This is a genomic window from Natrarchaeobaculum aegyptiacum, from assembly GCF_002156705.1.
Classification (GTDB): Archaea; Halobacteriota; Halobacteria; order Halobacteriales; family Natrialbaceae; genus Natrarchaeobaculum; species Natrarchaeobaculum aegyptiacum.
The window spans coordinates 1,383,365-1,406,772 of record NZ_CP019893.1 but is presented as its reverse complement, the minus strand read 5'-3'; the positions used below and the strand labels follow the sequence as shown (position 1 = coordinate 1,406,772).

Here is a 23,408-nt window from a genome sequence, read left to right as displayed (position 1 = left end):
AGACATTACGGGTTAGAAAGACGAACCCGAGAAGATCGAGCTTGGACTTGAGATCGATATCCTCGACTTCGTTGAGAAGTGTCGAGACCTGACAAAACAAGCGTTTGGGAAACACGCGGGCGAGTACGCCAGCAGCGGGTTCGTCCGCTGGATGCACGTCATTTTGTACAGTTGTCGGCTCGAGGGGGCCATAGCTACAGTGAAACGCCGAACCGGCTGAAGTACATGTCTGAGGTTCGTGACGTACTTGGCCTCGATCGGGACGAGTTGCCGGATTACAGCACGATCTACAAGTCGTTCGATCGGCTGAGAATGTGGGTATGGCGGGCACGTTGCTCTCGACAGTACGTTCTTTGACCGACGCGCTGCTTCCTCATACTCCCGTCAACGATCCGGGAATAGCGTTCAGACGCTGAAAGTGACGACACTAACCGATGTGGAGTCTCTTGCAGTTCTTGCCGTCCATATCTCGGCCCGGTGGAAACACGATACGAAGACAGGGCCACAGGTCGTCCGCCGGAACGCGGACGACCTGCTTTCAGTGGCAGCTGACAAAGCCTTCCACAACTGGCACACCAGATGCGAGTTTTACGCCCCCGGTGTCGAACCCCTGATCTTACAGCGCGGATCGAGACCACTCACGATGGGGAACAACGCGCTCATCCAGACAAAAGACTACTCTCAGCGCTGGATGGCCGAAACTTCGTACTCGACAACGAAGCGCTCGCTCGGCGATGCCGTGCGAGCACTGGGCTGGTATCGACGGTTCCGTGAAATTGTCCTCGTGTTCGCTATCATTAGCATAGAATAACTCTGTGAGCCTCTCTAACCATCATTCAGCAGCCATTCAACAGAGCACTTGAACCAACGCGTGAAACGAAAAAGCCTAGGCCGGGATTTGAACCCGGGCTCTCGTCCTTACCAAGGACGCGCTTTACCGCTAAGCTACCCAGGCGCGCAGTTACTGGTTGTCCGGAGTCGTCTTTATGGGTTTCGATTCGCCTGCCCCGTGTGGTGGTGTGTCGGAGTGCCGTCTGGTGGTCCGTCGCCGGTGACCGACCTTCGAGCGCTCGAAACTCGCGTTGGAAGCAGATACGGCCCGGAGCGGCTCACTCCTCGAGTCGCTCGGCCATCTCCGAGAAGTTCTCGATGACGACGACGTCGACCGGCTCCGGGTGTTCGGGGGCACCCAAGAGGACTATGATGTGTTCTTCTTCTGGATCGTCGACGGTGGCCGTCAGCGTCGCCTCGGTTTCGCCGTCGATGGCGCTATCCTCGTCGAGTTCGATCTCGACGGTGTACTCGCCGGGGCCGTCGAAGACGTCGCCGAAGACGGCCTGGGACTCCTCGTCGGGGTCGGGTCCACCGTCGTCCTCGTCCGGTTCGACCTCGAACGAGTCGTCGAGAACGGTCTCGCCGTCGGGGTTTCGCACGACGATCGAGCCGGTGAGGACCTGGTCGGTCCCGTTCATGAGGTTCACGTCGTCGAGGACCATGCCAGCGAGGAAGTCCACGACGGTGGCACACCCCGCGAGGGCGACCGAGGCGGTCGCGCCGGCGGCCGCGAGGAAACGGCGGCGAGCGAGCCCGCCAGTCGGAATCGGGAACCGGGTGTTCGTATCTGTCGTTTCGTCGTCGCTGGTGGAGGGCAGCGAAGGCATCGCCTAGATGTCAGCGAGTCGTGTTATAATAGTTACGTCTTCACCGCAGTCGGGGCCCGAGCGCGGGTGCGGGGATCCGTATCGGTCAGTGGTCGGTCGCCGACGTCGCCCGGTCGGTGGTCCCATCATCGAGCGTGGCGTCGGACGGGCGGGCCTCGAGGTCGCCGTCGGACAGGCACTCCTCGGTCGGTGGGAACGAGGGGCCGACGCTCCGTGCGAGATCGTCCGCGAGTGCGAGGAGTCGGGGGGAGGGGTGCTCGCCGACGGCTGCGGCGCCGGTTCGGACGGCGAGTTCGAGGACGTCGCGCTCGAGGTTGGCTTCGCCGTCGAGGGTCGATGCGTCGACTCCGTCGGTTTCTCGTGAGTCACCGGCGGTGTCTTCGGAACCGACGGTCGGGTGATCGCGGACCCTGTGAGTCTGATCGCGGCCGAACGCCCGGACGGTCTGGACGGCCTTGTCGGCGGCCTCCGTGCGCGCGAGGAGGTAAAATCCGCGGGCGACGAGGATGTCGGCGGCGAGGATCTCGAGGTCGGCTTCGCTGGTCCGGGCCGTCTCCTCGCCGGTCGACCAGGGTTCTTCGTGGGCAAGCGTTCGGGTGAGCCGCAGCCCTTCGTAGATGAGCTGGACGCCGGCGGCGTGGGTATCGACGTTCTCCTGGTTGCGGTCGCCGTTCTCGCGTGCTTCCTCGCGGACGCTCCCCGTCTCGGACGTGGCGCAGGCGGCGCTCTCTATCGTGAGCGCGCCGGGGACCATCGATGCGTCCTCGAGGATGGTCTCGACGAGGTCGTGCAACCGCGGTGGTTCGACGTCCGCGACGGCTTCGAACGCGGCACGCCGACAGTTGTCGGCCGTCTCCATTGGCGGTGGCTTACGACGGAGGAAGCAAAGGCCTTTGGAAACGCCCGATTCACTCCGGGGTATGATCGGGGTAACGACTGACGAACGGCAGTCGATTCGAACCGTCACGCTCGCCCGGCCCGACGCCCGTAACGCTCTCACCCTCGACGCTCTCGAGGCCCTCGAGGCGGCCATCGCGGACGCCGAGGAACCGGTAATCTATCTCACCGGCGAAGGACCGGCCTTCTGCGCCGGTGCTGATCTGAACGCCGTCGCCGACCTCGATGGCGATCCGGACGCCGCAGTCGCGTTCGCCGAACTGGGCCAGCGGGTCGCCCGGACGATCGAAGCGTCGCCCGCGGTCGTCGTCGCCGGCATCGACGGTCCCGCACGCGGCGGCGGTCTCGAACTCGCGCTCGCTTGCGACGTCCGCGTCGGCACGCCCGATTCGACGTACGGCGAACCGGGCGTCACCTTCGGTCTGTTCGGCGCCTGGGGCGGAACCGTCCGCTTGCCGCGCGTGCTGGGTGAAGGTGACGCCCTCGAGTTCGCCCTCTCCGGTCGCTCGGTCGATGCCGAGGAGGCTCTCCGGATGGGGCTCATCTCCCGGATCGAAGACGAGCCGCGGACGGTCGCCGAGGAAATCGCGGCGAACGCCCACGATGCGCTCGGCGTCCTCAAGCGCCGTATCCGGGATTGCGCTGGCGAGGCGACCAAGGAACGACGCGAGGCTGCAGCCTTCGGCGACCTCGTGGCGGCCCACGCCGACGACGTCGACGCGCTGCTCGAGTAGCTTCGTTTCTCTCCGGTTGCGCTGCGTCGGTTCACTCTGACCACTGCCCGTCGCCGCGACTCGAGGATTTACGTCCCCTCCGGCGAAAGGAGAGCTATGACCACCTCGAGCGACGACCCCGAGTCGACCGGCCGCGAGAACGAGGGCGAGCGCACCGACGGGTGGGACTCGAGTGCCTACGACGGCAGCCACTCGTTCGTCTACGAGTACGGCGAGGACGTCCTCGACCTGCTCGAGCCAACTCCCGACGAGCGGATTCTCGACCTCGGCTGTGGGACCGGCCACCTGACTGCACGGATCGCCGACGTGGGGGCCGACGTCGTCGGTCTCGATCGCTCCCCCGAGATGCTCGCACAGGCCCGGGAGCGGTACCCGGAGCACGCGTTCGTCCGGGCCGACGCCCGCGAGTTCGCCTTCGACGACCCCTTCGACGCCGTCTTCTCGAACGCCGCGCTGCACTGGATCGACGAACAGGATCAGGACGCCGTCCTCGAGTGCGTCGCCGACGCGCTCGGCCCCGGTGGCCGGTTCGTCGCCGAGTTCGGCGGCACGGGCAACGTCCAGACGATCGTCGACGCGGTCGCCACCGAACTCGAGCGCCGGGGCTATCCGGCCGCGAACCCGTGGTACTTCCCGAGCGTCGGCGAGTACGCCAGCGCACTCGAGGCCCACGGCTTCGAGGTTCGCCACGCCCGGCTGTTCGACCGCCCGACGCCGCTCGAGGACGGCGACGATGGCCTGTCGGGATGGCTCGAGATGTTCGGCGACGAGTTACTGGGGCCGGTTCCCGACGACGAACGGGACGGGTTCCTCGAGGCGGTCGAAGACGAGGCGCGCGAGGACCTGTACGTGGACGACGATCACTGGATCGCCGACTACCGACGGCTCAGGGTCGTGGCCGTCCTCGAGTCGGCGTGAGACGCGAGCGGAACCAAATCGAACCGCCGCTCAGGAGAGTGGCTCCGGCGCTGGCGGAACGTGACGCTTGTGGGTACTGGCCGCGTACATCTCGCGGACCTGCTCGACGGTTTCTGTGTCGACCTCGAGCAGGCGGGAGGTGGCGTCGACCGAGAGCGGGCCGTCGATGTGGGTGACGAGGATCGAGTCGAGCGTGTCGTAGCCCATCCCCATCTCCTGTTCGTCGGTCTGGTCGGCCCACAGTTCCGCCGTCGGCGTCTTGGTCGCGAGGTCCTCGGGGACGCCGACGTGGCGAGCCAGCTGGCGGACCTGGGCCTTGTAGAGGTTCCCGATCGGGTGACAGTCCACCGCGCCGTCGCCGTACTTGGTGAAGTAGCCGACGGCGGCCTCGCTGCGGTTACCGGTACCGAGCACCAGCCGCTCCTCGTGGTTCGCGACGAGGTAGTTCAGCACGGCCCGGACGCGAGCGCGGGCGTTCCCGACGGCCATCTGGTCGCCTTCGGCGTCGGGGTAGGCCGCGAGCAACGCGTCGACGATCGGTTCGACCTCGATCACGTCGTACTCTATCTCGAGGTCCTCGGCCACGCGCTCGGCGTCGCTCATGTGCTCGTCGCTGCTGACCTCTGCCGGGAGGACGAGGCCGTGGACGTGCTCGGCTCCCAGCGCCTCGACGGCGAGGTAGCTCGTGAGCGTGCTGTCGATCCCACCCGAGAGGCCGAGCACGGCCCCGTCGACGCCGGCGGCGTCGGCCTGCTCGCGGATGAAGTCGGTGATGTGCTCGCGTCGCTGTTCGAGTTCCGCCTCAGAGAACCGAAGGTCGATCATTTGCCGATCTGTACGGCCGCACCGCCCTAATAGCCTCGCATTCGCCCGAAAAAGTGGACGGACGTTCGGTCAGGGGCTCGAGTGACGGGATCTCGTGGTGAGTCGCCTCCACTGGTGTTCGGAACGGGAGCGACGGGCGCGCTCGGAGCGCTACGTTGAAGTGTCGGCGGTGGCTACTACTCGAGTAACCCGGTGTCTCGCTGAACGAAGCGGACCCGGAGGACGACGCGTGCCGGTGGTGAGCAACCCCGGAGGACGACGCGTGCCGGTGGTGAGCAACCCCGGAGGACGACGCGTGCCGGTGGTGAGCAACCCCGGAGGAGTTGCGATCCTCAGCGCGAGCGAACGAAGTGAGTGAGCGCCGGTGGTCTAGTGGTAGGACATGAGCTTCCCAAGCTCATAGCCCGGGTTCGACTCCCGGTCGGCGCATTTTCGACCGTAACAGCGCCGGTGCTGAGCCGAGCGTCGCGAGGCGAAGGTCGATGGACGAGCGGAGCGAGTCCATCGGAAGTCTAGTGGTAGGACATGAGCTTCCCAAGCTCATAGCCCGGGTTCGACTCCCGGTCGGCGCATTTTCGACCGTAACAGCGCCGGTGCTGAGCCGAGCGTCGCGAGGCGAAGGTCGATGGACGAGCGGAGCGAGTCCATCGGAAGTCTAGTGGTAGGACATGAGCTTCCCAAGCTCATAGCCCGGGTTCGACTCCCGGTCGGCGCACTGTCTTCGGAGGTGCGTTCTGAGTGTCTACTGGCCGTCTGGAGGGATAATGGTGGCTGCACCGAAGAGGGAACAACGTCGAAGAACGCGCGTCGAGGTCTCGAGGCGGTCCGATCGGCCCGCTCGCCGAGTTACTCGACCTGATATGGGCCGTCGGGGTCGTGCAGCAGGCACTGCGAGCGCTGGACGCCAGTGGCCTGATACGTCGGGATCGAGCCGCGTTCACACGGGCTCTCGAGTGCCTCCCTGAGCCGGTCGAGCGTCGCCTCGTCGCTCTGTGTGTAGGTCTCGAGGGCCGCCGAGAGCACCTCGTCGACGTGGGAATCGGAGAGTTCGTCCGGAACGCCGTACTCTGCCCGGATCGCTGCGGGGGTGGGCGTCTCGTCGTCGGCCAGTGCGAGGTCGTCCTCGAGGAGGTCGCGCCGGAGGTTGGCGACGGCTCGCCAGACGTCTTGCTCGAGGTCGACGTCTTCCGGTGGGATGAGCTTCGGGCACCGGGGGTGGAAGCGACAGCCGCTGGGGACGTCGACGGCGTCGGGAACCTCGCCAACGAGTTCGATGCGCTCGCGGTCGACGTCGGGGTCGACCCGCGGGACCGACGAAACCAGCGCCTGCGTGTACGGGTGCTGGGGATTGTCGATGATCTCGTCTGCGGGGCCGACCTCGACGAGCTCGCCGAGGTACATGATCCCGATGCGGTCACAGATGTGTTTCAACAGCGAGAGGTCGTGGCTGATGTACAGCGCCGTCAGGCCGAGTTCGTCCTGCAGCCGTTCGAAGACCTCGAGGATGCTCGCCCGGATCGAGACGTCGAGCATGCTCGCGGGTTCGTCAGCCAGCAGGAACGACGGCTCGAGTACCAGCGCGCGGGCGATGCCGACCCGCTGGCGCTCACCACCGCTGAGTTCTGTCGGGTACTCGTGGGCGTAGGCCTCCGGTGGCTCGAGTCCGGCCATCTCGAGGGTCTCGAGGACGCGCGCTTCACGTTCTTCGGGCGTGCCGATGTCGTGGACGATGAGGGGTTCTTCGACCCACTCGTAGACCGTGAATCGGGGGTTGATCGAGTCGTACGGGTTCTGGTGGATCACCTGGGCCTCTCGTCGGAATGCCTTGAGGTCACCGCCGCTCAGGTCGGTGACGTCTTCGCCGTCGAAGATGATCCGACCGTTCGTGGGCTCGGTCAGCTTGATGGCGGTCTTTCCAAGGGTCGTCTTCCCACAGCCGGACTCGCCAGCCAGCCCGAACGCTTCCCCGTCGGCGATTTCGACGGAGACGTCGTCGACAGCGTGGACGTACTGCGAGGACTCTCCGCGGAGGATTCGCGAGAGGATACCCTGATTGACGGCGAAGTGTTTATCGAGGTTCTCGAGTCGGAGTTTCACGTCGTCGGCCTGCGTTGCGCGCTCGTCGGTTTCGGACGTAAGCGACATCAGTCGTCACCTCCCTGAATGGGGGCTGTTTCCGGTTTCTCCTCGCCCATCCACGTCTCTCGCTGTTCGGCGAGCGGTCGGAGTTCGTCGGCCTCGTCGGCGCGGTGGCACTCGACGATGTGTCCGTCGTCGTACTCTTCGGGTTCCGGCGTGACCTCCCAGCACTCTTCTTCGGCGAACGGACACCGGGGGGCGAACCGACAGCCTTCGCCCGGATCGACGAGTTCGGGTGGCGTACCTGGGATCGAGATGAGTTCGTCGTTCGAGTCCCCGATGTCGGGAAACGCGTTGCGCAGTCCGAGCGTGTAGGGATGGCGGGGATTCTTGATGATCGTGGCCGCGTCGGCCTGTTCGACGATCCGTCCCCCGTAACAGACGGCGATTCGGTCGGAAGTTTCACTGACCACCGAGATATCGTGGGTGATCAGGATCATCGCGCTGTCGTACTCCGCTTGCATCTCCTTGATGGTGTCGAGGATGCGGTCCTGGATCACCACGTCCAGTGCCGTCGTCGGCTCGTCGGCGAGGATCAGCCGTGGCTCGAGACACAGCGCCAGTGCGATCATCGCTCGCTGGGCCATTCCACCGGAGAACTGGTGGGGATAGTCGTCGACGCGGTCGGGGTCGATGCCGAGTTCGTCGAACAGCGCTCTGGCGCGCTCTTTCGCGTCGGCCTTCGAGACGCCGTCTTCGTGGTGTCTGATCACCTGAACGATCTGCTGGCCGACGGTGTAGACCGGGTCGAAGCCGTTCATCGCGTTCTGCGGGATCATCGATACCTCCTGCCATCGGATCTGGTTGCGCAGTTCCCGGTCGGTCAGGTCGGTGATCTCGGTACCGTCGAAGTCGATCGATCCGTCGACGACCTCGGCGTTGTCCGGCAACAGCCGGATGATCGACCGGGCGATGGTCGTCTTTCCGGAGCCGCTCTCGCCGACGAGTCCGAGTGTCTGCCCGCGCTCGAGCTCGAGGTTGATGTCGTCGGCGGCACGGACGTATCCGTCCTCGCTCCGGTAGTACATCTGCAATCCGTCGATTGTGAGTAGCGTCATTGTCTTATTCGGAGTGGCGCAGTTCTGGGTTGACTACTTTCTCGAGCGAGCGGCCGATGAAGAACACCGACATCACGAACAGCATGATGGCGATGCCCGGTGGGAACACCCACCACCACGCCTCGCGGAGGGCACCGGCGCTGCGGACGTCGTAGATCATCTCGCCCCAGGAGATCATCCCCGGTGGGCCGAGTCCGAGGAACGAGAGACTCGCCTCTGCGATCACCGCCCACGCCACCGCGAAGGCGGCGTACAGCGAGATCAGTGGCAGGACGTTCGGCATGATCTGGACGTACATGATCCGAAAGTCACTCGCGCCGATCGCTCGGGCGCTCTCGACGTACGGCCGTTGTTTGTGACTCAGTACCTGTGACCGAACGACGCGGGCGGTGCCACGCCAGAGGATCAATACGATCGCGAAGATGACGTTGACCAGACTGGCACCGATGATGAACACCAGTGCGATGGCAAAGGGCAGGAACGGAACGCCGTAGACGACGTCGGTAATGCGCATCAGGAGGTCGTCGACCCAGCCGCCGTAGTAGGCGCTGATGATGCCGACGTTCGCACCGATGAAGACGGCCATGAACGCTGCGACGACGCCGACGATCAGCGTCACTCGAGTCGCGACGAGCAGCTGGGAGAGGACGTCCCGACCGAGGTGTGTCGTACCGAGCGGGTGGTCCCACGACGGCCCCTGGAGCCCCGTTCCGGCGACCCGGGCACCGGGCTCGTAGGGTGCGAGCGAGAACGGCTGGACCGTCGCCCAGACGGGCCCAACCGAAATCTCGATCGGACGGGCGAAGACCCCGATGAAGAAAAACACCGCCAGAATCGTGAGTCCGATCTGGCCCATTCGGTCCGCTTTGAGAACGTTCAGCCAGTTGCGGACCGCCTCGAGGCGGCGCTGCCAGCGAAGTTTGCGTCGGTCCAGCGAGTCGGTATCCGTGGGAGGGGTTTCAAGACTCATTCGTATTTCACCCGTGGGTCGAGATAGAGGTACGCCAGGTCGGCGACGAAGTTCATCACGATCACGGCGGTTCCCATGAGGAAGAAGGCCGCCATCGCGACCGGATAGTCGTTTCTGGTCACCGACGCGACCATCTCACGGCCGATCCCCGGCCAGTTGAAGACGGTCTCGATGATGACCGAACCGCCCATCGCGGCACCGGTTGCGATCGCGACGACCGTCACGAGCGGCAACACGGAGTTGCGTGCGGCGTGTTTGTACAGTACCGTTCGCTCGGGCAGCCCTTCGGCCTTTTTGATCTCGATGAAGTCGGCCTTCAGGACCTCGAGCATGGTATTTCGCATCAGGAGGGCGGGCGTCGCCATGTAGTAGATCGCTCCCGTCAGCGCTGGCAGAATCAGGTGTCGGAGGAAGTCGACGTTGACGTACCGGTCGATGACGTTCATCGTCAACTCGTCGCCGTACCCGCCGATCCCACTTCGGGGGAGGACCCCGAGCTGGAAGACGAAGATCCAGACTAGGATGACGCCGATCCAGAACTCTGGCGACGAGCGGGCCATGAGCGTGGCGACGATACCGCCGCGTTCGAAGCGGCTGCCTCGCAACCAACCCATAGCCGCGCCGAAGATCACGCCGAACGTATAGGCGATGATCAACGCGGTGAACATGAGCACGATCGTGTTGAGGAACAGCGGAAAGATGAGTTCGCTCACTGGCTCCCGGTAGTGTGTCGAGTCGCCGAACTCCCCCCGCATGAGCTGACTCATGTATTCGATGTACTGGACGTGCAGCGGCTCGTTGAGCCCGAGCTCTTCGATCCGTTGTTCCCGTGCCTCGGGCGTGGGATACTCCATGACGAACCGCGTCGTCGGATCACCCGGGACCATCCTGAACAACACGAACAGGAGCGTGACGAACGCCCACAGCGTAAACACGAGCTGGAGGATGCGTCGGACGATGTACTCTCTCAATCCCATCTGTCGTCCTCGCTTGGTACACTCGGTTGTGCGTTCGTTTCCATCCGTCTGCCTATCCCATCACGCGGGATCGTTCGATCGCATCGAATATGGTCAATGTGGTGCATCGGTCGTTCGTTTTTCAGTCCCGTCAGTCGACGGGTCGAATCGGGTCAGTAGTGTCGCGAAACGAGGTCCAATTCGGGTCGCTCTCGTTCGTTCCGTTCGGTTGTAGACGGGAGTTCACCCGTTCGTGGCTCCCGTCGGACGGCCAGCGGTTATTCCCCGTAGTAGAGCCGGCCGTCGCTTCCCCACTCGTAACCGCCAGCCTCGAGTTCTTCTTCGGCCGCCTCGAGGTTCTCGTGGTATTGGCGCACGTCGGGGTTGTGCCAGTTCTCGACTGCCTGAGCGATCGGCGAGTGGGTTACCGTCCCCATCCCGCCGCGAATGTCCTCGACGAAGGTTTCTTTGGGGACACAGTAGGAGATCGCGCGTCGGAGGTGGACGTCGTCCATGTGATCGCGACGCATGTTGTACGAGAGCTTCACGTGGCCGATGTCTTCGAAGGTAGCCAGACCCAGATCGGGATCGTCGGCGATCCGTTCGGCCTGGACCGGCGTCGGCTCGTTGCCGAACATGTCGATCTCGTGTGCCTCGATCTGATCGATCAGGGTGCCGGCGTCGCCGGGAACGCGGATGAGCCGCTCGACGTTCGGCGGCTGGAAGTGGTCGTCGAACCTGCGCAACTGCATCTCGACCTCGCGCTCCCAGTCTTCGAACACGAACGGGCCGCTGCCGATGTACTCGTCGTCTCCCTGTTCGGTCGGGTCGTCGATCCCGGCCCAGATGTGTTCGGGGAAGATGTAGATCTGTGCCAGCGCGTTACTCACGAACGTCGCGTCGGGTTCGTCGAGGTGGAAGGTGATCTCGTTGCCGCTGGTCTCCATCTCCTCGATTCCCTCGAGGTAGGTCTGGAACGTCGGGGAGTGTTCGGCGAAGAGTTCGAACGAGAACTCGACGTCGTCGATCGTCACTTCTTCGCCGTCGTGGAACGTGTGTCCCTCGCGGATTTCGACGGTGAAGGCCGTCCCGTCGTCGGAAATCTCCGGTTCGTCGACGGCCAGCCACGGAACCGGATCGCCGTCCTCGCCGAAGCGGTAGAGCTGATCGTAGATGAGCCGGATGAACTGGCGGTCCGGCGTCGCCAGGTCCTGCATCGGGTTCAGCGAGATGATGTCGGCCCCGTACCCGAACGTCACCTCGTCGACGCCGTCGGCCGGCTCCAGCTCTAAGAAGTTCCAGAACCCGTTGAGCCCTTCGCCCAACGTCGGATTCACGCTGTCGAGACGCTCGGAGTTGTACGGATGGTCGCCACCCTCGTTCGCGATGTAACAGCGTGGCTGATCTTCCGACAGCATCTGCTGTGCCTCGAACACCAGTTCGCGTCGAGCGTCCTCGTCTACCTCCTGGGCCTGCATTTCGGCGATTTCGTCGTACTCGGGGTTATTGTAGCCCGGCGTGTTCCGTCCACCTTCCATGCTGAAGTCCGAGTGGTGCATGTCCATCAGGAAGATGTGCGGATCGATCCGTTCCGGTGTTCCACCCCACCCGAGCAGCGAGACGTCGAAGTCCTGTTCGACGACGGACTGCTGAACGAGCGGATCGAACTCACGCTCTTGCCGATCGACTTCGAAGCCAATCTCCTCGAGGTTGTCCGCGACGAGATGACCGAGTTCGTTCCGGTCTGGACTCGCTCCGGCAGTCTGGAAGACAAACTGGATCTCCGGAACTGGCTCCCCGAGATCCTCGTCAGCGCCAGTGTCTACACCGGCACAGCCTGCGAGAGCGGCCGTCCCAACAGCACCTGTTGCACCAACCGATCGAAGGAATGATCGGCGTGAATTTGTACGCATAAACCATGCAATTCCAATAGGGAGTAATAGTCTTTCCGATTGGAGTGTAATGAATCGCCCATTTTCTTCCCCACTAGTGATCAAATCTGTACGGACAATCTTTATTCCTGTTTAATCTGGGATGGGGTAAGCTTTGCCGAACCCTGTCGCCGGCAGTGGACAGGTTCTCGATGACAGTGTCCACACGGCGGCCGGCAGGGACAGTTTCCAGAAGTACAAGGAGAATTCCCGGGGGTTGAATCCGATAGGCAACCAGACAAACCATTGAGTAGACACGTCCCAAACCAGTAGACAGCGATGGAATACAGTCACCGCTACCCCGCCTACCCGACACAAGAGGTAGTGGCTGCACTGGACTACCACATCGACGTTCATCGCCAGGCGTACAACTACACCCTGTACGAATACGAAAACGTGGACGCCGATGACATTGGCTCCGCGTACAAGCATCACTACAGGCTTCCCGGGTGGAAAGACGAGTTCCCCATCTTTTCGGAGGTTAATTCGAAGGCGCTGCAACGAACCGTCACCAGATTCTACCAGAACCTCGATGGACGCTCCGAACAGAAACGAAATGGAAACACGGTCGGGAAACTCAACTGGAAGTCTCCACGGGAGTTCCAGAGCATGACGTACTCACAGTCTGGCTTCGAACTCACAAACACGAGTGGCCGACATGCGACGCTCTGGCTCTCGAAAATCGGAGATATCCGCATCCGCTACCACCGCGAAATCCCTGACGAAGCAACCATCAAAGAAGTCACGATCAAAAAGGAGACGACCGACGAGTGGTTCGTCTCCTTCAGCCTCGAAGTCGACGATGCCGATCTCCCCGAGAAACCCGCGGTAGAGACTCTCGACACGAGCAATAGCGTTGGCATCGACCTCGGCATCTTGAACTACATCCACACGAGTGACGGGACGACCGTGGAGTGGCTCGATCTCGAAGACGAATACGAGCGACTCCGCCGTGAGCAACGCAAACTCTCTCGCAAAGAGCAGGGGTCGAACAACTACGAGAGGCAACGTCGAGAAGTGGCGAAGATCACGCGTCACATCCGGCGGAAGGTACTCGACTATCAGCACAAGATCACGACGTGGCTCGTCCGTGAGCACGACGCCGTGTTCGTCGAAGACCTCGATGTAGCTGGGATGCTTCAGGGAGAGGGGAACGCCCGGACCAAGCAGGATGCAGCGTGGCGACAATTCATCACACTCCTCGAATACAAAGGCGACCTGTACGGCACGCACGTCGTACAGGTCGAACCCGAGGGAACGACAAAGGAATGTGCGTCGTGCGGTGTGGAGACGGCAAAACCCATCTGGGTGCGAGACCGTTCGTGCCCCTCGTGTGGGTTCGAATGCGATCGTGACGCGAACGCAGCGATGAACGTCCTGCAACGCGGCTTTTCTGAACTAGGGCTGGGATGGCCCGAAGAGACGCCTGTCGAGACTGCGCTCCCTACGGACACCACTCAGGTGTCTGCAAAGCGCGTCGTGGAAGCAGGAAGCCTCGGGGTCGATCGAGAGAGCAAAGCTCTCTCGTGATGACGAGAATCTTCGATTCTCGAACCACTTGACCCCGAGGCGATTCACCCGAACATCCACGAAGAACACGCCATCGACCCCCGAGCTCTCGTCCGATTCGAGGTTCGAGGCTGATCAGACGGCCACGATATCGTCGTCCTCGAGGACCACGACGAGCGTCGGCTCCGAGCGGCTGACGTCACAGTCCTCGCCACGCTCGACGGCCAGCGTCTGTTCGTCGGTTTCGTTCGCGGGGAGGGCAAGCGAGACCTCGAGGTCGTAGGTCCGACTATCGCCACGCTCGAGGTGATCGGCGGTCTCGTACTGTGACGGCTCGAATTGCACGGGGAGTCGGTCGTCGGGGTGGTCGTCCCAGCCGACGACGCAGCCGTGGGCGCGGGGAAGGTCGACCGGACGGGTAAAGGGCGAGGGGTTGCTGACGGTGACGGTACCGACCTGCTGGCTGACCCGAACGTGGTCGTCCCGATCGGCGTCGGCGTCCGAGACTGACACCGTCACGGTGTCCTCGAGTTCGATTTCGGTCGTGACGTCGCCGCTGACGACGTCGGCCGCCGCGAGGAGCGTACTGAGGAGGACCAGCGCGAGTACGATCGCGCCGGCCCGTCGAACGGGGAGGTCGATCCCGACCGTCCGGACGCCGTAGCCGAGGCCGACGAACAGTACGGCCGAGGCGGAAAGCAGGAGGAAGATGCCGGTGTCAGTGAGCCCGTACCGCATGGTGACGTACCAGAGGAAGACCACGTAGGCGAGTCCCGCGACGGCGAAGGCGACGACGTCGAGGACGTCGCGGTCGATCGTGAACCCGGCCACGAGGAAACACAGGAAGATGACGAACAGGAGAGCGGCCGTTACCGTGATCGAGAGGCCGAACACGACGTCACGCGCGAAGTAGGTCAGTGCGCCGAGTGCGAAGACGACACCGAGCACGTACAGGAGTTTGCCGCCGTCGACGTCGAATTGCATGGAGTCGTCTCGACAACTAGACTGGCCGACAGTAATTGTTTCCCTCGTGATGAACGGTTCGAGCCGTCGACTCCGCCGGGCGGCGAACCGCTCGAACTCGAGTCCGGTCCCGGCTGTTGGCGCTCGGCTTTCGACTCACAACTCGGACGATGCGACGGTGATCTTCATCTCGAGGCCGTCGGGGTCTGTGACGTCTGACGTGACCAGATGACGTCGATGGTACCGGGCCCTCGAGCCACCGGCTCACAGGTACCCGAGTAGCGTCGCCACGAGGACGAGCGCCCAGAGGCCTGCGCCGGCGATCTCCATGTCGTTGAACCGCGACCCGCGGGTTGCCCGGTTTGCGGCCCCGGCGGCGATCAGCCCGAGGGCGACGACGACGAGTGCACGCTGGAAGACCACGTCGACCGGCAGGACGTCGACGCCCATGACCGAATAGTCGACCCAGATGGCCGCCGCGAGCGACGTCGAGGCCACCAGTGCGGCGTCCATCCGGCGCTCGAGGCCGTTGGCGATCGTGTAGGTCGCGACCGGGAGGCCGATGGCGATGATGGGGTACAGCAGTGCGGCGATCATGTGGACGGTCAGTGTGTCGACGGTGTTGTCGAGCAGGATGCCCCCCGCACGGACGCCGAGGATCACCGCGAAGATGGTGACGACGAGCAGCAGGTGGCCGACCTCGATCCGCTCGGCGATGGCCGCGAGTCGCTCCCGGTCGTATTCCGTGAGTCGGTCGTCGACCGGATTGCCGATCCGGCCGAGTGCTCCGCCACCTGTTTCGGCACGTGCGTACTGTCCGCGACCTGAACTGCCGTCGCGAGTACGGCCGCGATTCCGCCGGGCCGCAAGACCGAGCGCCAGTGGGAGCACCGCCATCGCGGTGAGATCGACCTTGGTCGCCCAGCCGTCGGCGTCGGAGGGGCCACGGTTGTCGAGGAATATCCGCTGGACGTTCTCTTGCACGTCGACACCGGGGATGGCCATCAGGTCGGCCTCGAGGCGGGCCTGTGCCTGCTCGACGCCGTCGACGCGGTGGCGGAGGGTGAACCAGTCGAAATGTTCGGAGTGAGTTTGCATCACGACCCACTCGTCGTCTGGATTCGGACTCTCGTACATCCGGACGTGGTACCGGTAGCCGTAGTACTCGCCGTCCTCGAGCTGGAGGGTTTCGGTGGTCCAGTAGGCGTCCTCGTCGGGGCCGGGGTCGAGGTAGGCATACCGCGTCGCACCGTCAGCTTCCGACCACGGGATTTCGGTCGGTTCTATGGGGCGGTGCTCTTCTATCGTCGTGTTTGCCTCGTCTGGATCTATGTCTGGATCCATCGCCGAGTCGGTATCGTTGCCACTGAAGTCGAGTAATTCCTCGGCCTCGAAGTGGTCGTGGTCGGCTTCTTCCCAGTCTCCGTCGCCGTGTTCTGCAAGCAGCCAGAGGGTCTCGTTAGCGTCGCCGCGGACGACGACGTTCAGTGGACTCCGTTTTTCGTGGGCTTCACGAGCGTTGAGGTAGGGCCAGAACCCACTGTCGACGCCGTCGAACGAGACGAGCTCCGGTTCGGGATCGTCTGTTTCCTCTGGCGCGAGTTCGTCTGCCGATGGCGAAAAGAGTAGCGAGGGCCCTCCGACGAAGAGGAACGCGATGGCGAGCAGGGCCGCGGCGACGACGATCGAACGGCGCATTCTTCACCACTTTACGAGTCATCACTTATCAATTTGATCTCTGAGGATGTGATCTAAAGGGAACAGCGAGAGTTCCACGGGTCACCTGACCCGTGGTTGTTTACCGATGACGGGTCTTCGGACGGACTGGCGACGCGTCCGTCTCGAGTTCCCGAAACTCTACCATGGACGTTAAGCCGAAAGCTAACCGAGAGTGATGATAAAACCGGGCGGGACGTGTCGACGGCGACGGAGACCCTCGGGGCTCGACGAGGTCGGAGCGCGGATCAGGCGTCCGGGCCGACGGTCGTGACCGGAACGGGAGCGGTCCGGACGACGCGCTGGGAGACGCTCCCGACGACGTTGTTCTCGTACTCGTCGCCGCTCGTTCCCATGACGATCAGGTCAACGTCGTTTTCGGCTGCGTAGTCGACGATGCACTCGGCGGGGTGGCCAGTCTGGATCGCCGTTTCGATCTCGAGGTCCTGGTCGTGTTCGGCGGCGAGGGCGGTGGCGTCGTCGACCGCCGCGCGGGCGTTGCGTCGGAGGTCGCTCCTGACCTCTTCGACGCGGTCGTCGTCCAGAACGAGGAACGCGCGGTCGTCGACGACGGAGACGACGTGCAACGTGGCCGACCGCACCTGGGCGGCTTCGAACGCGTGCTCGGCGACCGTCTCGGCGTGTTCGCTCCCGTCCGTCGGAAAGAGGATCGTCTCGTACATCGAGTCTCTAGTCGGACCACTCGCGTGGAGGGAAAAAGACCTTCCTTCTCTCCTCGCCGGCCGGGGATAGCGGGCGTGGCGTCGCTCGATGGTCGACGCGACGTCGGTGTATTCCCTTCAGAACAGGTTGGCCTGCTGGTAGACCGAGATCCCCTCGCCGGTGATCTCGTACGGCTTCTTGTGTCGCGAGTGGTTCGCGTCACGGATCTTCTGGATCTCGATGGCGAGTTGCGTTTCCCGGAAGTCGTCTGCGGCACGGACGTACTGGAGGATGAAGACTGCGTCGGTGAGGTACTCGACGATGCCGTACCGGGAGGCATACGGCGTCTCCGAGGACGCCTCGCTGGTCAACAGCGCCGTGACGCCTGCGTTTTTCAGGCTCCGGGTGAAGTCGTAGATCTCGTTACGACGGCTGGCCTGATTCTCGTACATCATCTCGAGCAGCGAGACCGAGTCGAGGACGAGTCGGGACGCGCCGAACTGCTCGACGAGCGCGGGGAGTTCCGACCGGATCGATGCGAGGCTGTTTGCCATCTCGATCGGATCGAGGTCGACGATCGCCAGTCGACCCTCGTCGACGTACTCGTCGAACGGGAAGCCTTTCTCCGTCGCGCTGTTGATCACGCGTCGGCGACTCTCCTCGAGCGTGATGTACACCGCACTCTCGCCCTGTGCGAGGGCGTGATCGAGAAACTGGATTCCGAAGGTCGTCTTCCCGGTGCCTGCGCCGCCGATGGTGACCATCAGCGTCCGTTCGGGGACGCCACCCTGAATCATCCCGTCGAGTCCCTCGATCCCGAGGTCGATCCGGGGGAGGTCGGAGTCGATCTCGTCGTCGAAGGTGGGTTCTTCCGTGGTGGCGAACGCAGGGTCGGCGCTGCCGAACTCGAGGTCCTCACCAGCGCTGGTTGGCTCGGCCGGACTGACGTCGGCCGTGCCGGGGCTGTCGAGATCCCCGCCGGGCGATCCACCGGGGAGGTCGGGCGCACTCTCCATCGCCGCACCGAAGTCGTCGGCGAACAGCGAGTCGCTCGCGTCGGCCTCTTCGGCGTCACCTGCTTCGTCCTCCTCGTCGAACTCGAGTTCCTCGTCGACGGATTCCTCGGCCCCCTCGACAGCGTCCCCGGCAGCCGTTCTCGACGCGTCGGCACGGTCGTCGCGATCTGTGTCCTCCTCGCTGCCGTCGTCGCCCTCGTCACCATCGTCGGTCGTGATGGCCCGTTCGAACCAGTCGTCGTCTTCGGTCACGGGATCCACCTCCGGCGTGCTCGAGGCGGGCGCACGCGACGGTGAGCGGCGAAGCTCGTCGCCGCCGAACGACGGTCACCGGGCGGGTAGCGTCCTGACATACGAGAGGGGGACGGAGTTCTCGTCTACTCGAGGGTGCGCGACCGAAATTAACCTTGTTGCTCGGTGGAGGATCGTGCGACGGGCTGGATCAGAACGAGGTACCCGGAACTCCGTGGCCCGGGATCGACGCGGTGGGACGCAACTCGATCTGTCGCGTGCGAGTCAGCGCCGGCGCTCGAGGCGGAGTTCCCGCGTCTCGACGGCATCGCAGACGGGACAGACGAACTGGTACTGGACGCGACTGCCGGTCGTCGAGACGCGCCACCCGCCCTCGGTATCGGTGTCCTGATGCCCGCAGGCGCCACAGATCTGGTCGGCCTCGTAGGTCTGCCGGAGTCGTTCGAAGGGTGATCTATACACTGACATACGATACCATACGACATGGAGCGGCTTAACCTCGGGGGATACCCGTGTTCGCGGGCGACACTCGGCCGAATCACACTCTTTCTTGCCAGTGGCTGTTCTACGGTATCGCATGGACGACGTGGACACGAATCCTGGGGCCGGGGGACGGAACTCACAGTCAGCGCTGGCGCTCGAGCGGCTGGTCGACCCCGTCGTCGGGGTCGCGGAGGGCCGGATCACCGAGGCAAACGAGGCCGCGCGAGAGGCGTTCGACGTGTCCTCGGGGGACGATCCTGCGAGCGCGTTCGAGGAGTGGCCGCTGCTCGAGCAGGCGATCGCAGACGCGACGGCAGGCACGGCGCGAACGGTCGAACTGGCCGGCGAGCGCTTCGACGCGCGGATCCACCGTGGTGTCGATGGTACGACGCTCGTCTTCGAATCCACCGGCAGTCACGAGCCGCCGGCCGACGATCGTGTGGTGAAAGACCGGGCGATGAACGAGGCACCGGTCGGGATCGCGATCTCTGATCCCGACCAGGAGGATAACCCGCTCGTGTACGTCAACGAGGCCTACGAGGTTATCACCGGCTACGATACCGGGGAGGTCATCGGCCGGAACTGTCGCTTCTTGCAGGGGGAAGACTCCGACGAGTCGACGATCGCCGAGATGGCCGCTGCGGTCGACGAGGAACGCCCCGTCACCGTCGAGATTCTGAACTACCGCAAGGACGGCACCGAGTTCTGGAACGAAGTGACGATCGCGCCGGTCTACGACGACGACGGCGAGTTGACGAACTACGTCGGCTTCCAGAACGACGTCACCGCGCGCAAGGAGGCCGAACTCGCTCTCGAGCGCCGGACCGCCGAACTCGAGTTCGTCCTCGACCGTGTCGAGGGACTCATCCAGGACGTCACCACGGCTGTCGCGGGCTCGACTCACCGGTCGACGCTCGAGCAAGCCGTCTGCGAACGATTCGTCGAGGAGCCGAACTACGAGGGGGCCTGGATCGGCGAGCGGAATCCGGCGACCGAGCAGATCGTCGTTCGCGAACGCGCCGGGGACGTGTCGCCACCGTCGGGCGACGACCCGTCAGCCACGATTTCGACCGCCGACGAACACCCCGCCGCGGTTGCAGTTCGATCCGGTGAATCCGTCCTCGAGACCGACGGTCGGACGCGCGCGGCCTTCCCGCTCGTCTACAACGACGTCGAGTACGGGGTGTTGGTCCTCGAGGCAGCACCCGAGGCGGCCATCGACGACCGCGAGTCGGTAATCCTCTCGGCGCTGGCCCGCGCGGTCGCGAGCGGGATCAACGCTCGCGAGACGAGTCGCGTGCTCGCGACCGACGCCGTCGTGGCCGTCGACGTCGACGTCACCGACCCCGACCTCGCCCCGGTCGCCATCTCGAGCGCCGTCGACTGTCGCCTCGAGTACCGCCGATCGTCCCACCGGACCGGCGACCGGACCGCCTCGCTGTACACGGTTACCGGCCCCGACGCCACTGCCGAGGCGCTCGAGTCGGCGCTCCAGAAGGCGGGACTCGAGGGCGAAGTCGTCGTCGAGCGCGACGGCGAGTGTCTGCTCGAGGTAACCGATCAGGACGATCCGGTCGCCTGGCTCTCCGACCGCGGCGTCCGACTGGTGGCGATCGAAGGCGACGAGGGCCGGGCGCGTCTCACGCTCGAGATTCCCCGCTCGGCCGACGTACGGTCGGTCGTCGAGGGGATCGAGGACCGCTACGACGGGTCGGACGTCGTCTCCTTCCACCAGCGCGAGCCCGGGGGAGACACCCGTCAGGAGTTCGCCGCGCGGCTCGAGTCGGAACTCACCGAGCGCCAGTTCGTCGCGTTACAGCGGGCGTACCTCGGGGGATACTTCGAGTGGCCGCGGCCGACGACCGGCGAGGAACTGGCCGAGACGATGGGCGTCTCACGCCCGACCTTCCACGAGCACCTGCGTTCGGCAGAGGCGAAGCTCTGCAGCGCGTTCTTCGAAGGTAACTCGTCGTAACCGGCCGGACCGACGGGTCCTGTCGGGCTTTCGGCGAACTGGGTCCCGTCACGCTATCGTCCGTAGGAGGGGATATCGGAAAGCGCCCGCTCGAGAGCGCCTGCAGCTGCGATACCTGCGCAGTTCGGCGATCGGCGAGTAGCCACCGATTACACCGTCGAATCGTCTGTGACGGTGTCGGCCGTTTATGATCTGGAGCGTGCTCCCCGGAGGCATGTACGACGCAGTCGCACCGATGCAAGTCGGCGGTGGCGGGTTCCTGTACTGGGCGGTGATTTTCTTCGTGCTGGCGATCCTCGCGGCCGCCGTCGGCGCTCGCGGCGTCGCCGGCATCTCGATGGAGATCGCACGGATCTTCGTCCTGATCTTCATCGTGCTGGCGATCGTCGCCCTCCTGCTCTGACTCGAGTCCGTACCACCGATCGACGGTCGGTTCATCCGGGGCGGTGAGCCACCTCTTCCGGTAGCGCCGAAACAGTCTGCTCTTACGATTGTACAAATATTGCCAACGTAGCCAATTGCTAGAATATCACGATATTCTCGCTCAACTCGGCGTATTTTCTGAATCACTCCGTTGCAGCGGGTAACCATATGCAGTTACTGATTCTTGGCAACAGCTAACAGGATGGCGGCCCTACTCTAGTCACGAGCAGTATCATGACTACGTTAGGTGGTTTCCAGGACCGAGTCGGTCGAATCGATCTCTCCGAGGGGACGGTCGACTACGAGTCGATCGACGACGAGGATGCAGAGAAGTATATCGGGGCACGTGGCCTCGGAGTAAAGTACGTATTCGAGCAAGGTACGGACGTCGACCCGCTCGGCCCCGACAACCTGCTCGCCTTCATGAACGGGCCGCTATCGGGGACCCAGACGACGATGAGCGGTCGGATCGCCGTCTGTACGAAGTCGCCGCTCACCGGTACCGTGACGGACAGTCACCACGGCGGCTGGTCCGGAGCGCGCCTGAAGTGGGCTGGCTTCGACGGCCTGCTGTTCGAAGGACAGGCCGACGACCCAGTCTACGCGTACGTCGAAGACGGTGAGGTCGAACTCCGGGACGCCTCCCACCTCTGGGGGACGGGCGTCCACGAGACCCGCGATACGATCGAGGAGGACGTGGAGGGCGAATACGGCAAGAGCCTCTCGATCATGGCGATCGGTCCGGGCGGCGAGAACCAGGTGAAATACGCCTGTATCGTCAACGAGGACGACCGGGCGTCTGGGCGTGGCGGCACTGGCTGTGTCATGGGGTCGAAGAACCTCAAGGCGGTCGTCGTCAAGTCGACGACGGACATGCCCCAGCCAGCCGATCCGGAGACGTTCCAGGAGGGACATCAGCAGGCGATGCAGGCGATCACCGAATCGGAGGTGACCGCGCCCAACGAGGGTGGGCTCTCGATGTACGGAACGAACGTCCTGATGAACGTCGGCGAGGAGATGGACGGCCTGCCGACGAAGAACGGGCGGTACACTTCGACGGGGAGCATGCGCGAGGCCGAGGGCGTCGACATCGACGCCGAGCGCGTCTCCGGGGAGAACGTTCGCGAGAACATCCTCGTCGACGAGCCGACCTGTCACTCCTGCCCGGTCGCCTGCAAGAAGGAAGTCGAGGTCGACTACATGCACAAAGGCGAGGACATGAACGTCCGGATGGAGTCCTACGAGTACGAGTCGGCCTACGCACTCGGCCCGAACTCCGGACACACCGACCGCGACGCCGTCGCCGTGATGATCGACCGCTGTAACGACATGGGGATCGACACCATCGAGGCCGGCAACATGCTCGCGATGGCCATGGAGATGTCCGAGGAAGGCAAACTCGAGGACGTCGGCGAGATCGAGTGGGGCGACACCGAGACGATGATCGACATGCTCGAGCAGATCGGCCACCGCGACGGCGACCTCGCGGACCTGCTCGCGGAGGGGGCCCGTCGGATCGCCGAGGCCCGCGACGCTGCCGACAACTCGCTGGCTGTCAAGGGCCAGACGATCCCCGCCTACGACCCGCGCGCCCTGAAGGGTATGGGAATCGGCTACGCCACCTCGAACCGCGGGGCCTGTCACCTGCGCGGGTACACTCCCGCAGCGGAGATTCTGGGCATTCCAGAACCCGTCGACCCCTACGAGTGGGAGGGCAAAGGCGAACTGACGGCCGCGTTCCAGGACCTCCACGCGATAAGCGACAGCTTCGACATCTGCAAGTTCAACGCCTTCGCCGAAGGGATCGAGGAATACGTCCTCCAGTACAACGGTATGACCGGTCGCGACGTCACCGAGGAGGACCTGCTCGAGGCTGGCGAGCGGATCTACACGCTCGAGCGCTACTACAACAACCTCGCCGGGTTCGACGGTGAGGACGACTCACTGCCCGACCGGTTCCTCGAAGACGGCATCCGCGGACAGGGAGCCAGCGAGGACGAGTACTGCGAACTCGAGGAGATGAAAGCCGAGTACTACGACCACCGCGGCTGGGTCGACGGCGTCGTCCCCGACGAGAAACTCGCCGACCTCGGCATCGAGATCGGGCCGGGAACGGGCGTTTCGAACGGCGCTGGGACGGCTGTCGGCGACGACTGAACCGGTCACGCAGATCCTCCGTTTTCGCGCGCTTGTGTGCTCGCCTGCTCGTCGACGATCCGAGCCGCCGCCGTACCGATCCAGTCTCGCCCTCGAGTGACGGCGCAGTCGAATCTGCCGCCCATGAATTCGTTCTACCGGATAGTAAATTACTTCTCGAAG

19 protein-coding genes, 4 tRNA genes and 1 pseudogene are annotated in these 23,408 nt (G+C 63.9%); 10 read left to right on the top strand and 14 right to left on the bottom strand.

Translation table 11 applies throughout. The features are described 5' to 3' along the window. The first annotated feature begins 34 nt into the window (after positions 1–34). Positions 35–811 (top strand): annotated as a pseudogene (locus B1756_RS06985) (transposase). Positions 812–883: 72 nt separating this feature from the next. Here the strand turns inward: B1756_RS06985 and B1756_RS06980 are convergent. The 3 genes from B1756_RS06980 to B1756_RS06970 all read right to left on the bottom strand — a co-directional run bounded on the left by B1756_RS06980 (position 884) and on the right by B1756_RS06970 (position 2,520). Continuing rightward, a tRNA-Thr gene (locus B1756_RS06980) sits at positions 884–955 on the bottom strand. Positions 956–1,109: 154 nt separating this feature from the next. Further along, the gene (locus B1756_RS06975; protein WP_228434515.1) at positions 1,110–1,661 is read right to left on the bottom strand and encodes a hypothetical protein; all 552 of its coding nucleotides are present in this window, start codon (positions 1,659–1,661) and stop codon (positions 1,110–1,112) included. Positions 1,662–1,746: 85 nt separating this feature from the next. Continuing rightward, the gene (locus B1756_RS06970) at positions 1,747–2,520 is read right to left on the bottom strand and encodes a DUF7114 family protein (protein ID WP_086887889.1); all 774 of its coding nucleotides are present in this window, start codon (positions 2,518–2,520) and stop codon (positions 1,747–1,749) included. A 61-nt stretch (positions 2,521–2,581) separates the two neighbouring features. Between B1756_RS06970 and B1756_RS06965 the strand changes: the two genes are divergently transcribed. Both B1756_RS06965 and B1756_RS06960 read left to right on the top strand, forming a co-directional pair. Further along, positions 2,582–3,292 (top strand): enoyl-CoA hydratase/isomerase family protein, encoded by a 711-nt coding sequence (locus tag B1756_RS06965; protein ID WP_086887888.1) that lies wholly within the window; start codon positions 2,582–2,584, stop codon positions 3,290–3,292. A gap of 96 nt (positions 3,293–3,388) precedes the next feature. After that, entirely contained in the window at positions 3,389–4,210 is an 822-nt protein-coding gene (locus tag B1756_RS06960; protein ID WP_086887887.1) for a class I SAM-dependent methyltransferase, read from the top strand. 30 nt (positions 4,211–4,240) lie between these two features. Here the strand turns inward: B1756_RS06960 and B1756_RS06955 are convergent, their stop codons facing one another. Further along, a complete protein-coding gene (locus tag B1756_RS06955) occupies positions 4,241–5,035 on the bottom strand; it encodes an NAD+ synthase (RefSeq protein WP_086887886.1) in 795 nt (264 codons plus the stop codon). A gap of 358 nt (positions 5,036–5,393) precedes the next feature. Between B1756_RS06955 and B1756_RS06950 the strand changes: the two genes are divergently transcribed. The 3 genes from B1756_RS06950 to B1756_RS06940 all read left to right on the top strand — a co-directional run bounded on the left by B1756_RS06950 (position 5,394) and on the right by B1756_RS06940 (position 5,750). Further along, positions 5,394–5,464 (top strand) — tRNA-Gly (locus B1756_RS06950). Positions 5,465–5,541: 77 nt separating this feature from the next. Then, a tRNA-Gly gene (locus B1756_RS06945) sits at positions 5,542–5,607 on the top strand. A gap of 77 nt (positions 5,608–5,684) precedes the next feature. Continuing rightward, positions 5,685–5,750, top strand: a tRNA-Gly gene (locus B1756_RS06940). Between the two features lie 131 nt (positions 5,751–5,881). On the opposite strand, the gene B1756_RS06935 is transcribed toward B1756_RS06940, so the two are convergent. From B1756_RS06935 to B1756_RS06915, 5 genes are all read right to left on the bottom strand, one after another. Then, positions 5,882–7,180 (bottom strand): ABC transporter ATP-binding protein, encoded by a 1,299-nt coding sequence (locus B1756_RS06935; RefSeq protein ID WP_086887885.1) that lies wholly within the window; start codon positions 7,178–7,180, stop codon positions 5,882–5,884. Beyond that, the gene (locus tag B1756_RS06930; protein ID WP_086887884.1) at positions 7,180–8,232 is read right to left on the bottom strand and encodes an ABC transporter ATP-binding protein; all 1,053 of its coding nucleotides are present in this window, start codon (positions 8,230–8,232) and stop codon (positions 7,180–7,182) included. The genes B1756_RS06935 and B1756_RS06930 overlap by 1 nt, the downstream gene beginning before the upstream one ends. 4 nt (positions 8,233–8,236) lie before the next feature. Next, positions 8,237–9,202 carry an ABC transporter permease gene (locus B1756_RS06925; protein ID WP_086887883.1) on the bottom strand — a complete coding sequence of 322 codons (966 nt, stop codon included), beginning with the start codon at positions 9,200–9,202 and terminating at the stop codon, positions 8,237–8,239. Next, the gene (locus B1756_RS06920) at positions 9,199–10,179 is read right to left on the bottom strand and encodes an ABC transporter permease (RefSeq protein ID WP_086887882.1); all 981 of its coding nucleotides are present in this window, start codon (positions 10,177–10,179) and stop codon (positions 9,199–9,201) included. The genes B1756_RS06925 and B1756_RS06920 overlap by 4 nt, the downstream gene beginning before the upstream one ends. Positions 10,180–10,436: 257 nt before the next feature. Then, positions 10,437–12,071, bottom strand: coding sequence for an ABC transporter substrate-binding protein (locus B1756_RS06915; RefSeq protein ID WP_086887881.1), 1,635 nt, complete (start codon positions 12,069–12,071; stop codon positions 10,437–10,439). Between the two features lie 297 nt (positions 12,072–12,368). Between B1756_RS06915 and B1756_RS06910 the strand changes: the two genes are divergently transcribed. Continuing rightward, positions 12,369–13,619, top strand: a complete 1,251-nt coding sequence (locus tag B1756_RS06910; RefSeq protein ID WP_086887880.1) for an RNA-guided endonuclease InsQ/TnpB family protein — start codon at positions 12,369–12,371, stop codon at positions 13,617–13,619. 114 nt (positions 13,620–13,733) lie between these two features. Here the strand turns inward: B1756_RS06910 and B1756_RS06905 are convergent, their stop codons facing one another. From B1756_RS06905 to B1756_RS06885, 5 genes are all read right to left on the bottom strand, one after another. Beyond that, positions 13,734–14,582: a hypothetical protein gene (locus B1756_RS06905; protein WP_086887879.1), complete on the bottom strand. Its 849-nt coding sequence runs from the start codon at positions 14,580–14,582 to the stop codon at positions 13,734–13,736. A 243-nt stretch (positions 14,583–14,825) separates the two neighbouring features. Beyond that, the gene (locus B1756_RS06900; protein WP_086887878.1) at positions 14,826–16,259 is read right to left on the bottom strand and encodes a hypothetical protein; all 1,434 of its coding nucleotides are present in this window, start codon (positions 16,257–16,259) and stop codon (positions 14,826–14,828) included. Positions 16,260–16,525: 266 nt separating this feature from the next. Further along, positions 16,526–16,960 carry a universal stress protein gene (locus B1756_RS06895; RefSeq protein WP_086887877.1) on the bottom strand — a complete coding sequence of 145 codons (435 nt, stop codon included), beginning with the start codon at positions 16,958–16,960 and terminating at the stop codon, positions 16,526–16,528. A 117-nt stretch (positions 16,961–17,077) separates the two neighbouring features. Then, on the bottom strand, positions 17,078–18,217 hold the full coding sequence (locus B1756_RS06890) for a KaiC domain-containing protein (protein ID WP_394340694.1): 1,140 nt from the start codon (positions 18,215–18,217) through the stop codon (positions 17,078–17,080). A gap of 255 nt (positions 18,218–18,472) precedes the next feature. Beyond that, on the bottom strand, positions 18,473–18,676 hold the full coding sequence (locus B1756_RS06885; RefSeq protein WP_086887876.1) for an HVO_0649 family zinc finger protein: 204 nt from the start codon (positions 18,674–18,676) through the stop codon (positions 18,473–18,475). A gap of 109 nt (positions 18,677–18,785) precedes the next feature. Here B1756_RS06885 and B1756_RS06880 point away from each other — a divergent pair, with 109 nt between their 5' ends. The 3 genes from B1756_RS06880 to B1756_RS06870 all read left to right on the top strand — a co-directional run bounded on the left by B1756_RS06880 (position 18,786) and on the right by B1756_RS06870 (position 23,246). Further along, on the top strand, positions 18,786–20,666 hold the full coding sequence (locus tag B1756_RS06880; protein WP_086887875.1) for a bacterio-opsin activator domain-containing protein: 1,881 nt from the start codon (positions 18,786–18,788) through the stop codon (positions 20,664–20,666). Between the two features lie 214 nt (positions 20,667–20,880). Continuing rightward, positions 20,881–21,069, top strand: coding sequence for a DUF1328 family protein (locus B1756_RS06875; protein WP_086890077.1), 189 nt, complete (start codon positions 20,881–20,883; stop codon positions 21,067–21,069). 254 nt (positions 21,070–21,323) lie between these two features. After that, the gene (locus tag B1756_RS06870) at positions 21,324–23,246 is read left to right on the top strand and encodes an aldehyde ferredoxin oxidoreductase family protein (RefSeq protein ID WP_086887874.1); all 1,923 of its coding nucleotides are present in this window, start codon (positions 21,324–21,326) and stop codon (positions 23,244–23,246) included. The last annotated feature ends 162 nt before the right edge of the window (positions 23,247–23,408 follow it).